The organism is Clostridium sp. NSJ-49, from assembly GCF_014287725.1.
In the GTDB taxonomy this organism is placed as follows: Bacteria; Bacillota; Clostridia; order Clostridiales; family Clostridiaceae; genus Clostridium; species Clostridium disporicum_B.
Genome location: NZ_JACOOP010000022.1, coordinates 26,863 through 41,729, shown reverse-complemented (window position 1 = coordinate 41,729; position 14,867 = coordinate 26,863). Strand labels below are relative to the sequence as shown.

At 27.5% G+C, this 14,867-nt stretch carries 13 protein-coding genes; 11 read left to right on the top strand and 2 right to left on the bottom strand.

Annotation, left to right across the window (positions count from 1 at the left end; genetic code table 11):
- Window positions 1–205: 205 nt before the first annotated feature.
- Both H8S10_RS09490 and H8S10_RS09485 read left to right on the top strand, forming a co-directional pair.
- Window positions 206–595, top strand: coding sequence for a NusG domain II-containing protein (locus H8S10_RS09490; RefSeq protein WP_186838693.1), 390 nt, complete (start codon window positions 206–208; stop codon window positions 593–595).
- 11 nt (window positions 596–606) lie between these two features.
- Window positions 607–1,119, top strand: coding sequence for a Gx transporter family protein (locus H8S10_RS09485; protein WP_186838692.1), 513 nt, complete (start codon window positions 607–609; stop codon window positions 1,117–1,119).
- Between the two features lie 176 nt (window positions 1,120–1,295).
- On the opposite strand, the gene H8S10_RS09480 is transcribed toward H8S10_RS09485, so the two are convergent.
- Entirely contained in the window at window positions 1,296–2,432 is a 1,137-nt protein-coding gene (locus H8S10_RS09480; RefSeq protein ID WP_186838691.1) for a glycosyltransferase family 1 protein, read from the bottom strand.
- A 124-nt stretch (window positions 2,433–2,556) separates the two neighbouring features.
- Between H8S10_RS09480 and H8S10_RS09475 the strand changes: the two genes are divergently transcribed.
- Genes H8S10_RS09475 through H8S10_RS09465 form a run of 3 tightly spaced genes read left to right on the top strand, consistent with a single transcriptional unit; the run spans window position 2,557 to window position 5,330 of the window.
- Window positions 2,557–3,552, top strand: a complete 996-nt coding sequence (locus H8S10_RS09475; protein WP_186838690.1) for a CotS family spore coat protein — start codon at window positions 2,557–2,559, stop codon at window positions 3,550–3,552.
- An 11-nt stretch (window positions 3,553–3,563) separates the two neighbouring features.
- Window positions 3,564–4,298 (top strand): hypothetical protein, encoded by a 735-nt coding sequence (locus H8S10_RS09470; RefSeq protein ID WP_186838689.1) that lies wholly within the window; start codon window positions 3,564–3,566, stop codon window positions 4,296–4,298.
- A gap of 15 nt (window positions 4,299–4,313) precedes the next feature.
- Window positions 4,314–5,330, top strand: a complete 1,017-nt coding sequence (locus H8S10_RS09465; RefSeq protein WP_186838688.1) for a CotS family spore coat protein — start codon at window positions 4,314–4,316, stop codon at window positions 5,328–5,330.
- A gap of 101 nt (window positions 5,331–5,431) precedes the next feature.
- Here H8S10_RS09465 and H8S10_RS09460 read toward each other — a convergent pair whose 3' ends face one another.
- Entirely contained in the window at window positions 5,432–6,550 is a 1,119-nt protein-coding gene (locus H8S10_RS09460) for a glycosyltransferase family 1 protein (RefSeq protein ID WP_186838687.1), read from the bottom strand.
- A 106-nt stretch (window positions 6,551–6,656) separates the two neighbouring features.
- Between H8S10_RS09460 and H8S10_RS09455 the strand changes: the two genes are divergently transcribed.
- From H8S10_RS09455 to cphA, 6 genes are all read left to right on the top strand, one after another.
- A complete protein-coding gene (locus H8S10_RS09455) occupies window positions 6,657–7,658 on the top strand; it encodes a CotS family spore coat protein (protein ID WP_055265685.1) in 1,002 nt (333 codons plus the stop codon).
- Window positions 7,659–7,746: 88 nt separating this feature from the next.
- On the top strand, window positions 7,747–8,628 hold the full coding sequence (gene yabG, locus H8S10_RS09450) for a sporulation peptidase YabG (protein WP_055265683.1): 882 nt from the start codon (window positions 7,747–7,749) through the stop codon (window positions 8,626–8,628).
- Between the two features lie 454 nt (window positions 8,629–9,082).
- Window positions 9,083–9,319, top strand: a complete 237-nt coding sequence (locus H8S10_RS09445) for a Veg family protein (RefSeq protein ID WP_055265681.1) — start codon at window positions 9,083–9,085, stop codon at window positions 9,317–9,319.
- A gap of 376 nt (window positions 9,320–9,695) precedes the next feature.
- A complete protein-coding gene (locus H8S10_RS09440; RefSeq protein ID WP_186838686.1) occupies window positions 9,696–11,264 on the top strand; it encodes an SPOCS domain-containing protein in 1,569 nt (522 codons plus the stop codon).
- Between the two features lie 138 nt (window positions 11,265–11,402).
- Entirely contained in the window at window positions 11,403–12,236 is an 834-nt protein-coding gene (locus tag H8S10_RS09435) for a cyanophycinase (RefSeq protein WP_055265677.1), read from the top strand.
- A complete protein-coding gene (gene cphA, locus H8S10_RS09430) occupies window positions 12,220–14,841 on the top strand; it encodes a cyanophycin synthetase (protein ID WP_186838685.1) in 2,622 nt (873 codons plus the stop codon). Before H8S10_RS09435 ends, cphA begins: the two co-directional genes overlap by 17 nt.
- Window positions 14,842–14,867 lie beyond the last annotated feature (26 nt).

The window sequence follows — 14,867 nt, the reverse complement described above, 5'->3', positions numbered from 1 at the left end:
GATTATTAGTATAAATAGATAAAGAATTGTTTGAATGTGTAGACATTTTAACAAATAACTTATAGAATAATCTAGTAGTTATTTTTAATTTTAATAGATTAAAAAATAATTATAATTAAAAAGTAAAGAAATTAGAATTATATAAATATTAACCTTTAGATAAAATATTATCAATTTTGATAAATAATAGAGAAGAGGAATTTTTATGTTTAAAAGATGGGATTTTATCATTATTGCAATTTTAATGATTTTTTCTTTTTTACCAGAAGTTATTTTTGGATTTGTAGTAGGAAGAGATTTTGATCAGACTTATGCTGAAATTAGTATTAATGGGAAGATTGAAAAGACAATTCCATTAACTAACCATACAGGAGAAGAAATTATTGATTTTAAAAGTGACAAAGGTCATAATACAATAATTATAAATGGAGACAAGATAGGAATAATTGATGCAGATTGTTCTGATAAGGTTTGTATGAATCCAGAATATATAAGTAAACCTGGAGAGACTTTAGTTTGTTTACCACACAAGTTTATGATAGAAGTTAAAGGTAAAAAAAATGATGAAGATGAAGATATTATATTATCTCATTAGGGGTGAAGTTTATGCGAAAGACAAGTAAAATGGTGTATATTGGATTACTGGTAGCGCAAGCATTAGTTTTACATATATTTGAGAGAATGATACCAGTTCCTTTTGTAACTCCAGGTGCAAAGCTTGGGTTATCAAATTTAATAACAGTAGTAGCTTTATATACTTTAGAAAGTAAAAGAGATGCATTTCTTGTAGTGTTTTTAAAACTTACATTATCTACAATGTTTGGTGGAAACCTATCATCATTTATGTATAGTGCTGCAGGTGGGGTTTTAAGTTTTTTTGCAATGGTATTAGTAAAGGAAAGTTTTAAAGAAAAAGTAAGTATTGTAGGAGTAAGTGCAACTGGAGCTATATTTCATAATGTAGGACAATTATTAGTTGCTTCATCAATAGTTCACAATATATCAGTTATGTTATATTTACCGGTACTATCTATAGTAGGTATAGGGACAGGAATTTTTATAGGGGTTACTGCTAATTATTTAGTAAGGCATCTGTCTAGATTACCTGTATTTAGATAAAAAGTGCGAGTCATTTTATAGTTAAAAGTTAAAATAGAAAAGTTAATGGTCATAGGTTGAAATTATAGTGTAAATTTATTAAAGATATATTTTTAGACACTATGTGGTATTTTCATCCTTAACTATTAAAGCTTGATTCTTAACTGTTAACTAGAAGTGCTTCGCACTTTATTTTTTTAGATATTATTATTTAGTGATTTATAGATTGCTTCATAAGCTTGCAATGTTAATTCTGCTGTTTTAGTCCAAGTGAAATTTTTACTATTACTATATCCTTTTTCAGAAAGTTCTTCACTTAAAGAAGAAGAATTTAATACTTTTAATATTGAGTTAGATAACTCATCTTTGTTGAATGGATCTATTAACAAAGCACAATCCTTAGTAACCTCAGGTATAGATGTTAAATTTGAAGTAATTACGGGAGCTTTACAGCTCATAGCCTCCAACGGAGGTAAACCAAAACCTTCATAAAGTGAAGGATATACAAATAAGCTACAACCATTATAAAAGAATGGTAAATCTTCATCAGGAACAAATCCAGTAAAAATAACGTTATTTTCAAGTCCGAGACCTTTACAGAATTCTTTTAATTTTTCACCTTCATCTTTTATAGAGCCACATAATACTAATTTATATTTCTTTTTTAGTGATGAATAAATATCATTAAAAGAGAGAATAAGTTCTTTAACATTTTTTCTTGAACTAAAGCCACCTATATATAAAATGAAAGGAAAATCTATATTATATTTTTCTTTTAAAAAACTATTACAGATATCTTTTTCCATAGGGTAAAAGGATGAATTTGCAGCTAAAGGTGTTACAAAAATTTTATCTTCAGGAAAGCTTGGGAAAAATTTAAGTATATCCCTTTTAGAATATTCAGATACTGTAAGAATCCCTTTAGAATTTTCTATAATATATGGCATATCTTTTAAAAATCTTGTTAAATATCCTTTACCACAGGTTTCAGGCAGAGTATAAGGAATTAAATCATGAATTGTAACAACACAAGGAACAGGATAATCTTTTGATAAGCCAATTCCATTTTGAGGTATATGATGTAAATCTATATTATTACTTTGTAAGTAATTAGGGTAATAAAAATTTTCATAAAACATACCATGTCTTTTTGAAGTTAAAACAATATTAGTATTGCTTTTTTTAAATGCATCATAATTATCTCCAGCCCAAAATATAGTATATTCATTTTTATTATCAATAGTAATTAATACTTTAAGTAGATTTGCTATATAAGTACCAATTCCTGAACCGTTATAAAGTGTAATACCTCGACCATCTATGGAGAGATTCATTAAATTTCACTCCTTAAAACTTTATAATATTAATAATATTATTTGAGATTTAATTATGTGATAGCAAACACAATAAAATATAGTATTCATATAATAAATAAGAAGAAAAATATAGGAGTTTGTTATGGATACTATCAATATAAGTAGGGTTATAGAAAATAATTACGATATAGATATACGCTACATTGAACAAATAAAAAATGCATATAAAATTGATTCAAAAGATAGAGGGTATTGTGTAAAAGTTATAGGATATAAATTCCCTCATTTTCATTTTATTTTATCTGCTATGAAACATTTGCAAAAAAAAGGATTTAAAACTGTTCCAAGTATAATAAAAACTAAAAATAATATGGATTTCATAAAATTAGGTGATAAATATGCATATTTAACAGAATGGATTCCATCTAGAATAAGCAATTATGATAATCCTATAGAACTTGCTAAAGTTGCTGAAAAGATAGGTGAACTTCATACTTGCAGTACAGGTTTTATATTAGATAGAAGAATGACACCAAGATATGGGTGGAATAAATGGATAAGTACTTTTAGTACAAGATGTGATGAAATGTTAGATTTTGCTCATAGAATTTCTCAAAAAGCTAAGAAATCTGAATTTGATAGATTGTATTTAGAGCATTTAGATGAAGAGATAGAGAGAGGAATAGCCAGTATAAACGGATTAAAAAAGAGTAACTACTTCTATTTAATGAATAAAGAAATTATGAAATGTGGATTTTGCCATCATGATCTTGCTCATCATAATATATTAGTAGATAGGAATGGAGAACTTAATATTATTGATTTTGATTACTGTATATTAGATTCTCATATTCATGATTTAAGTTCTCTTATGATAAGGGCAATGAAAGATGGGAAATGGAGTAAAGAAAAAGCCGATTTAATATTAAACAATTATTCTATAAGTAATGAAGTAAAAGATGAAGAGTTAAATATAATGAAGTATTTTATAAAATTCCCTCAAGTTTTTTGGCAAGTTGGAATTCAATATTATTGGGAGCAACAATTGTGGGGAGAAGAATTTTTTGTAAGTAAATTAAAGAAATATTTAGATGATAGAGAAGAAAGAGAGGAGTTTTTAGAAGAGTATTTTAGATAGGTGGTGAACTTATGGATATAATAACTTATTTAAATAATAACAAGGTAATTATAGATGAAAATATTACTAGAAAAAGCGATAAAAATAGTATAGATATAAGTAGTCAGTTAGATCTAATTGTAATGATACAAAGTAGATTAATGAATAATAAGATAACAATAATACCTAGAATAAATAGTACAATTGGAAAAGATGTTGAAAATTTTAGAGTTCAGATTAAAAAAGTAGATAAACTATTGAATACTATAAACCTAAAGAATAATAAAAATGAATTTGATTTCTATCTTTTAGAAAAAGGAAATATAGCTTTAAATAGAGCAAAGACATCATTTGATGTTATGGATAATGAGAGTTATTTTGATCTTATAAGACGGAGTATGAATAATTATGAAATGTGCTTAGGAAGAGTAGATGAAGGAAATTTGAAACTTGCAGAAAATGAAATCTTAAAAATAAGAACAACAAAATATATATCATATAATTTAATAGAGCATGATTTATTTAATTATATTAAAAGGATAAAACGTAGAAATTTTAACATACAAATAGAAAAAGTAATTGATGAATTTGTATATAAATCATCATTATCAGAAAAAAGTAAAAATTATTTAACTGCCTTATGCAATTATCCATTTGAAACTATGAAGTTAATATATAAGTATAGAGGGTATGATGATAATGACTACGATGATTGGATTAAAAAGATTAATATGGCTATAGAGATAGATGGTGATGAGATAATATAAGGGGGGAGAGTTAATTTGGTTAAAACCAGATATGTAGATAAAAATATATTGTGTGAATATGACTTTAAAGAAGAGTTCATAAATTTATTAGGAATAAAGATAAATGATGTAATTCCATTAAGAAAGGTATTTGTCTTATTCACAGATAAGGGCAAAAAAGTATTGAAGATAACAGATTCTACAAAAGATAGAATCGATTTTATAGATAAGGTATTAAAAATAATTGAGTCAGAATATCCCATGGTTTTAAAATACACTAGGAATACAAATGGAGATATAATAACCGTATGGAAAGGTAAGAAATATGTATTACTTGATATGGTAGAAGGAAGAGAGGCTACATTTACTAATCCTATTGAAGTGGAATTATGCACTAAAGCTATTGCAAAAATGCATATAGCCTCTAATAATATATTTAAGAATATTTCAGAAGAAGAGATAAAGAAAAATAGCAGTGAAAATTTAATTAATAAGATGGAAGAGGAATATTATACTTTATTACAACTAGAAGAGCTTGTTAACAAGTATAGATATAAAAATGAATTTGACAATTTGTTTTTACAAAATGTAGATAATGCAAAAAAAGACTTAATAAAGACTATAGAAGAATTGAAAAATAGTAGGTACGAAAGTTTGATTAACAATAAAGAGAATAGAGTGCTATGTCATAATGATTTGGCACATCATAACTTTATTATAGATGGAGATAAAGTAAATATTATAGATTTTGATTATTGTAGCATTGATATGAGAATAGTAGATATTTATGGATATGCTATGAAGGTAATTAAGAATTTAGCATATAACGAAGAAATAATAGAACTAATTATAAAATCATATGATGAAGTGAATAAGTTAGAGAAAGAAGAGGTAGAAATATTAAGAAAATTAATTAATTATCCTAAAGATTTTATAAGTATTGCAACTGATTACTATTTTAAACAAAAAGCTTGGAGTGAAGAAGTATTTTTAAGCAGACTAAAAAATAAATTAGAAATAGATAAATTTAGGATAGAATTTTTAAATAATTAAATATTTATTAGCAATAAATAAAAAGGGCTAGCAATGCTAGCCCTTTTAAATTAAGAGATTACAGTATAGCAAATTTAGTTTTAAATAATAACAATGCATAATTAAACTCCAATTATAGATTTATATGCTGAAATAGTATCTTTGGCCGTATTTAACCATGAATATTTCGAGCAGTTGCTTAAACCACATTTAATCATAGAATTTTTTAAATTATCATCAGATAGTAATTCCTCCATAGATAAATTTAAAGCATCTATATCATGAGGATCTACTAATAATGCTGAACCAGAGCAAATTTCAGGGATAGACGTTACATTTGATGCTATAACAGGAGTACCACAAGCCATAGCTTCTAGTGGAGGTAATCCAAATCCCTCATAAAAAGATGGATAAACTAAGAATTCACAAGCATTATAAAATAATGGTAGGTGATCTAAAGGAATAAAATCGGTAAATATTACAGAATTTTTGATTCCTAAGTCTTCAGCTCGCTTCATATATATACTATAGGAAATACCTTTTTTACCTGTAATAACAACGTAAAGATTTTCTCTTAGCTTAGGATCTAAAAGAGAGAAAGCTTCTAATATACCGATAATATTTTTGCGTGGGCTATAGCCACCTACGTAAAGTATAAAGTTTTTATCGATATTATATCTATTTTTTAAAAAGTTTTTGCATGACTTTTTATCTAATGGTTTATAAATATCCTCTGCACCTAAATAAGTAACAAAAATTTTTTCTTTAGGAAAATTAAATTCCTTTGCTATATCATTTTTAGAAAATTGAGAAACAGTTATTATACCATCACAGTTTTCGATTATTTTAGGTAATTGATTATTAAAGATATTAAGATATCTATCACTGACAGTTTCAGGCATTCTTAAAGGGATTATATCATGAAGTGTTATAGTTTTTAGGCAATTAATATTTTCTGTAAGTCCAACACCATTTTGAGGAACGTGATATAAATCTATGTCAGTATTATTTAATATATTAGGGGCATTGACTTCATCCCAAAAGTTAGAGTTAGGAGATTCTTCGATTAATTTTGTTGCAAAGTTATTATTTAGTTTGAGGTCTGTATTTTGAGGAAGAAATAATAGATAGTTATTAATATTATCAATCTTATTTATATTACTTATAAGTTGATAAGTATATGTTCCTATCCCTGTACCTCTATACCACTTTGCAGCTCTTCCATCAATACCTATATTCATAATTAAATCCTTTCAATATAGTTTTAATTTATTATATTAAATAAAGTAAAAAAACGTTAATAAAAGAATTGAATAGTACATATAAATATATAAGGGGGTGAGAGTTATGATGAGGGAGTTTGAAGTAGAAAGACAATTTGGAATTAAAATCGATAATATTAAAGCTAACAAAGGAGTATACTATTTAAAAACCAACAAAGGTGAAAGGTGTTTAAAGAAGATAAATTATGGCCCTCAAAAGCTTTTATTTGTATATGGAGCTAAGGAGCATCTTATAAAAAATGGTTTTAAAAATGTAGATAGGTATTTTTTGAACATAGATGGGGAGCCCTATGCATTAGTTAATGAGGACTTATATACTTTGTCTGAATGGCTAGAGGGTAGGGAATGTGATTTTCATAACATAGAAGACGTAAAAATTGCGGCTAGAACACTTGCAAAATTACATGAAGCATCAAAAGGATATGATCCACCAGAAAATTCCAAGTTAAAAACCGACTTGGGGAGATGGCCTACATTAATGGCAAAGAGGGTTAAATCTTTAGATAAGATGAGAGATATGGTAAGAAAGAAAAATAATAAGAGTAGCTTTGACCTATTATATATAAAATCATTAGATTTTTATAAAAAGATAGGTAAAGAGGCTTTAAAAACTTTAGAAGAATCTGAATATGAAGCATTATGCGCTGTAGCAGAGAATGAAAAGGGATTTTGTCATCATGATTATACTTATCATAATATTATAATTGGACAAGATAACGAGATAAGTGTAATTGATTTTGATTATTGCAAGAGAGAAATAAGAACATTTGATATTTCAAATTTTATGACAAAGGTTTTAAAGAGATGTAATTGGAATATAGATTTTGCAACAGCTATAATTGATTCTTATAATGAAGAGTCACCTTTAAAAGAAGAGGAATATAAAGTACTTTTTGCATATTTACAATTTCCACAAAGATATTGGAGATTAGCAAATAGATATTATTATAATGAAGTAAATTGGGGTCAAAACACCTTTGCTAGTAAATTAGAAGGTATAATAAATGAGCAAGAAGAATATCTTAAATTCTTAGAACAATTTAAGAATAATTATGATATCAAATAAAGCATCGTTATTTTAACGATGCTTTATTTGAGTCAAAATTAGTAAAAAAACATATTATAAAATGATAGTAACTTTAAGCGAGGTAGAGATGCAAATAGGAGATATTGTCGTAAGAAAATCCTATGATAAAGATATTACATTTAAAATAATTGATATAAAAGAAGAAAAAGGTCAAGCTATTTATATTTTAAAAGGAATTAGTATAAGAATAATTGCGGATTCTTCTGTTGATGATTTAGAACAAGTAGATTCAGCTTTTATAGGAACAAAGGAAAAGATATTAAATACAAGGGTAAATGAAGCTATAAATAAAGCTATAGGGCTTAGAGGTGATTTGGCAGCGAGGGAAGCGATAATGTCAAGGGGGAGTAAAAGTCAAAAACAAAATCCAAATAAAGAATTAATGTTTGGACGACCCGGGAAGATACTCCACATTGACGGTGATAAAGATTATTTAGAAACTTGTTTAAAAGTATATAAGCAATTATCCTTAGATGCAGTTGGGAGAGCTATTCCAGAAAAAGAACAATGGAATTGCGTAGTTGATTTAGTAAAAGAAATAAAACCAGATATAGTCGTATTAACAGGTCATGATAGTGTTTTAAAGAAAACTGATGATTTTTTAGATTTGGACAATTATAGAAACTCTAGATATTATATAGATGCAGTTAAGGCACTAAGAAATTATAATTCTAGTTATGATGAATTAGTTATTTTTGCTGGTGCATGCCAATCATGTTATGAGTGCTTATTAGATGCAGGAGCAAATTTTGCAAGTTCTCCAAGTAGAGTATTAATACATTGTCTTGACCCCGTATTTGTATGTGAAAAAATTGCATATTCAAGAATAGATACGGTTGTATCAATTACAGATGTAATAGATAGTACAATAACAGGAATAAGAGGAATTGGGGGATTGCAAACAAGAGGAAAATACAGAGAAGGATATCCTAGATCTCCATTTGTATAAAGTGCGAGCTAAGGCTCGCAAGTGAAAAGTCGACTTTGTCGAAGTGAAAGGCTACTACGTAGCGGTGAAAAGTTAACTACGTTAAGGGGGAAATGCTACTATAAGTAGCAGAGAAAAGCATTTTATCTCATTAGAGATCTTTTCCCTATTGCCATAGGCAATATTTTCTCCTCAGCTTTAGCTGAATTTTCCCCTTTGACGAAGTTAAACCTTTCACCAAAGTGCTTCGCACTTTATTTCAAGTGTTCTTTAATCTATTTTGCGTACTAATTATATTTTAAAAAAATGTATAAAAGGTTAACAATATTCCCATAATATTAAATGTGGGAATTATTATTTTTATAAAAAAGTAAAAGATTACATTGACATTGTATCTAACACGTGATAAAATAATATATTTGCTTTGACTAAAAATACCAAATATGTTATAATATATTAAAAGGAGGGTGTTTATATGGAGTTAAACAAAACTATCGCTACCATTAAAAAAGATATACAAAATCATTTAGGTGAAAAAGTTACTCTTAAAGCTAATGGTGGTAGAAAAAAGATTTTAGTTAACGACGGAGTAATAGAGAGTGTTCATCCAAGTATTTTCGTAGTTAGGCTAGAAAACGACACCCAAAGGACAGTGACATACAGTTATTCAGATGTTTTAACAAAAACAGTACTGTTATATTATCCTGTATAAACAAAAGCTTCGATATTTATCGAAGCTTTTGTTTATTAAAAAAAAGAAAGATGGCGGGTATCCATCTTTCAACTATGGTATAAAAGGGTATTGAGAATTTATGAGAGGTTATATGGTCAATAACCATCTTTATAATACGACATATTTAAACAATAGTCAACAACTTATTTAAAAAAAATAAAAAAAAATTAAAAAAAGTTCTGATAAAACCTAAAATTCGACACAATATATGTAATTATAATACTTAAAAGTAAATATATGAAATAAATTGAAATTTAAAATATAAATAAAAAAAGAAACAGTTTATATATTTTAGAATAAATATATATTTAGAGAAATATATATTAAATAGTAGTTATACTATGGGAGGGATATTATGTCACAAATAGATGTTATAAAAGAGAATGTTCAATATGAACAACTACTAAGAGAAGGCTCAACTAATCATGTTCTCAAAGGGGAATATTTAATTAAGGATTCACATCCAGATGCACATCAGATTTTAGGGGTAGATGCAAAAGCAACTGTAACCAATAAAGAGATACTTGCAGATAAAGTAATGATTGAAGGACAAATAAATTATTCTGTATTATATCTGTCTGAAGATGAAAGCGGAACACAAAGAGTTGATTCTGTTAATTTATCTGAAAAATTTGCCGATTATCTTGAACTTAATAATGAAGAACATAAAATCCTTTGTGATGTAGAGTGTGTAATTGAACATATTCAAGCTAACATAATGAATGAAAGAAAGATTTCTATTGATGGAGTAAGATCAACTAAGTGGAATATTTATAAAATACAAGATCTTGAATTTGTAAAGGATATTGAAGGTAGTGGAGATGTACAAGTTCAAAGAAAAAATGAAGAATTAAATCAAGTTAAAGGTCAAAAAGATATTGAATTTATAGGAAAATCACTTATAAAAGTTACTATGGATAAACCAGAAGTTGATGAAATCTTGAAGTATTCTATGATGTTACACAAAAAGGAAGTTAAGTTAGGAGAAAATAAAGTTTACTTTGGATGTTATTGCAAAATAGAAGTACTATATAAAGGCAGAGATTCAGAAGATTTAGTAGTATTACAAGATGATGTTTATTTATCTAAGGAAGAAGAATTAGTGGGTGCTAATAGTGAAATGATGACATCCCACAATATAGATGTAGTTAATAGCGATTGTACTGTAATGCCTGATGATTTGGGCGAAAATAGAAACATAAGCATTGAGTTCGTAGCTAGAGGTGATGTTAAGGTCATGTCTAGAGAAAGTGTAGAAGTAGTAAAAGATGCGTATTCACCAACAGTTACAATGGACCTAGTTGAAAATAACTGTGAGATTGGAGTAGTTCATGGAAACATGACAACTGATCTTATATTAAAAGATAATTTATACTTAAAGGATGAAAATGAAAGATTAGGAAATATTATTATGGTTTATGGTTGTCCTGTTATAGCTGATAAGACAGCTGAAGAAGATAAAGTAAAGATTGAAGGTATAATTAAAGTATCTGCTTTATATAAAACTGCTGATGAGGGCTATAAAGTTGATATGTGTAATGGAGAAATACCTTTCACATCAGTATTAGATATAAAAGGAACTAAGCCAGACATGAATGTTATAGCTAAAGTTCAATTAGAATCTATAGATGGAACAATAGAGGCTAATACTATAGCTATTAGAGCTACGTTATCAGTTTCAGTAAATGTATTATACAATGTTAACAAGGAATGGATTGTAGATGTAGTTCAAAATAAAGAAGAAAAGAAAGAAAAGAAATCATCTGTTACAATTTATGTTGTTAACAAAGGTGATACTTTATGGGAATTAGCTAAGAAGTTCAATACTACTATGGATGAATTGATAAGGGTTAACGATATGGAGAATCCAGACTCTATTAATATTGGACAAAGAATTATAATTCCTGGAAGAGCAATTTTTTAGTTACCAGTTAAAAGTTAATAATTAAGAATAAATTAAAAGGTAATTGCTGAAATTAAGCAATTACCTTTTAATTTATGATTTTGAATAATATGGTTTAGGAATGGATAAAATAGTGAATGTGTGATTTGAGGTGAAAATATGGATGAAAAAATAGAAGGAAATTTAATAATAATAGGAGGCGCAGAAGATAAAAAAGGTGATAAAGAGATATTAAAGCGTGTAGCTGATTTTATAAATAAAGATACTGATATGCTATTAATAGCTACTATAGCAACTGAATGTCCGGACGAAAGTTATAGTAAATATAATAAAGTTTTTTCAGGTCTTGGAATAAAGAATATAGAAAAATTAGATATAACTAATAGAGAAGATGCGTGTAATAAGAAGAATGTAGATTTAATAAAAAGATGTAATTTATTATTTTTTACAGGTGGAGATCAGCTTAGAATAACAAGTATTTTAGGTGGAACTCCAGTGTATGATGCATTGAAGGATATTTGTAGTGAAGGGAAAGTAATAGCTGGTACTTCTGCAGGAGCTTCTGTTATGAGTCATACAATGATAGTTCAAGGAGAAGACGAGGAGTCACCAAGAAAATGCACATTAAAAATGTCACCTGGATTAGGGCTAATTGATAGTGTAATAATAGATCAACACTTTGCTCAAAGGGGAAGAATAGGAAGGTTATTAACAGCTGTAGCTCAAAATCCAGAAGTTTTAGGAATTGGAATAGATGAAGATACTGCAATAGTGGTAAGTGATAAAGGCATTGCAGAAGTAATAGGATCAGGGGCAGTATATTTTTTAGATGGAAGTTCAATAATATATAGCAATGTATCAGAACAATACTGTGATGAAGTTTTAAGTATGTTTAATGTTAAACTTCATGTTTTAAAGGAAGGTAATAAATTTGATTTAATTAAAAAAGTACCTTTCGAGGAGGATAATTTAAAAAATGAAAATACTAAGTAGTAACATTTATGAGGGGAAGAATATATACTCACATAAAAAGTGTATAAGACTTGATGTCGATTTAGAAGGATATTGTGAAACGCCTAGCAAGGATATAAATGGATTTAACGAGAATTTAGTAAAAATGATTCCAGAATTATATACTCATAGGTGTGGAATAGATGAAGATGGAGGGTTTGTAAAAAGGCTTAAGGAAGGTACATATTTAGCTCATATATGTGAACATATCATTATTGCAATACAAAATATAATTGGTATAGATGTTGCTTATGGGAAAGCAAGAGAAGTAGAAGGCGATATATATCAAATAATATATCAATATAAATACCCTAAAGCAGGTATAGAATCTGCAAAATTAGCTATTGATATAATAAATGGATTAATTAGTGGCATGGTTATAGATTTTAAAAGTAGAATATTGATTATAAAAGAAATATTAAATGATGAGCTAATTGGACCTAGTACTTTAGCAATATGCGAAGCTGCTCAAAAGCATGGATTACCAGTTATGAAGTTGGGAAGCAGCAATTTTTATCAAATAGGTTACGGGAAGCAAGGGAGAGTTATAGAAGCGTCAATTACAAGTAATACTGGTTGTATTTCAGCTGATATATCTTGTGACAAATTATTAACTAAAGAATTATTATATTTGCAAAATTTACCTGTAGCTAGAGGGGCTAAAGTATGTAATGTAATAAATTTATTAAAGGAAGCAGAAAGAATAGGATATCCTTTAGTATTAAAACCTCAGTATGGAAATAAAGGTAAAGGCGTTATTATAGGAATAAAAAATGAAAAAGAGCTTATTATAGCTTATCAGAAATTAATAAATGAGTTTGATGATATTATACTAGAAGAATATTGGGAGGGTGATGACTACAGAGTTTGTGTAGTAAACAATAAGGTAGTTGGTGTCTCTTTAAGAATACCACCATATATAATAGGTGATGGCAATAAGTGCATAGAAGAATTAATAGATGAGTTAAATTCACATGAGTATAGAGGTGAAGGTCATGAAAAACCACTTACTAAAGTTAAGAAAGATAATATGCTTATTAACTTTATAAGTGAGCAAGGTTATTCATTAAGTAGTGTTTTAGAAAAAGATAAAAAATTATTATTAAGAAAAAATGCTAATTTATCTACAGGTGGTATAGCTATTGACTATACAGATAAAATATGTGAAGAAAATAAAGATATATGTATAAGAGCTGCTAAAACTATAGGATTAGATGTATGTGGCATAGATATATGTACGAAAGATATATCAAAAAGTATTATGAATAATAATGGGATAATAATGGAGGTAAATACTGCTCCAGGTTTAAGAATGCACATATACCCTTCTGAAGGAAAGAGTAGGGATGTCGGCGATGAAATAATTAAGATGATGTATAAAGAAGATATAAAGAATATACCTGTAGTATCAGTAAGTGGAACAAATGGAAAGACTACAACTACACGTCTTATAAATTATACCTTATGTAAACTTGGAATGTGTTCAGGAATGACTAGTACAGAAGGAATCTTTATAAATAACAAATGTATAGATATTGGCGATGATACAGGAATGGATAGCGCAAAATGTGTACTATTAAATAAGGATGTAGATATAGCTATACTTGAAACAGCTAGAGGTGGAATAATAAGAAAAGGATTAGCTTATGACTTAGCCGATGTAGCTGTAATAACAAACATAACAGAAGATCACTTAGGTTGCGATGGCGTGCAGGATATGGAAGATTTATGTTATGTAAAATCGTTGGTAGCAGAAGCTGTTAAGAAAGATGGTTATGTAATAATTAATGCTGACGATAAGTATAGTAATACAATTATAAATAGAATAAAGTCAAATATAATATATTTCTCTAAAGATTATAAAAACCCACTTATAATAAATAGTATTAGAGACGGTAAAACTGTAGTTTATTTAAAGGAAAGATATATCTGCATTAATAAGAAAAGAAGAGAATATAGAATAAGTAGTATTGATGATATTCCAATAATATTAAAAGGTGCATTGCAATTTAATATAGAAAATGTAATGGCTGCTTGTGCAGCGTTAATTGGATTAAATGTTGATTATAATATTATACAAGATTCAATTCAAAGTTTTGAGTTAAATTCAAGAGAGAACTATGGAAGATTTAATATTCATGAGTATAATGGAATTAAAATAATATTAGATTATGGTCATAATATAGAAGGATATAAGAAAGCTTTATCAGCAGTAAAAGAAATAACTGATGGTAAAGTAATAGGAGTAATAGGAGTTCCTGGAGATAGAAATAATGAATCAATAAAAGAGATTGGAAAAGTTAGTTCAAAATTTATTGATAAAATTATAATCAAAGAAGATAAAGATAAAAGAGGTAGAAAATCAGGTGAAATTGCAAAAGTTATAAAAAATGGAATAGATAGTTGTAATAAATATGTTAGTGTAAAAATGGTATTAGATGAGGTAGAAGCTTTTAAAGAAGCTATAAGAGAAGCTACTATAGGAGATAGTATTATTGTTTTCTACGAAAAGATTGAACCTTTGATAGAAGTTATAGATAAATTAAATGAAAATAAAACCTCTAATGCTGTAATTAGTTCGATTTAACAAATACGTAAATCTAACAGATATTT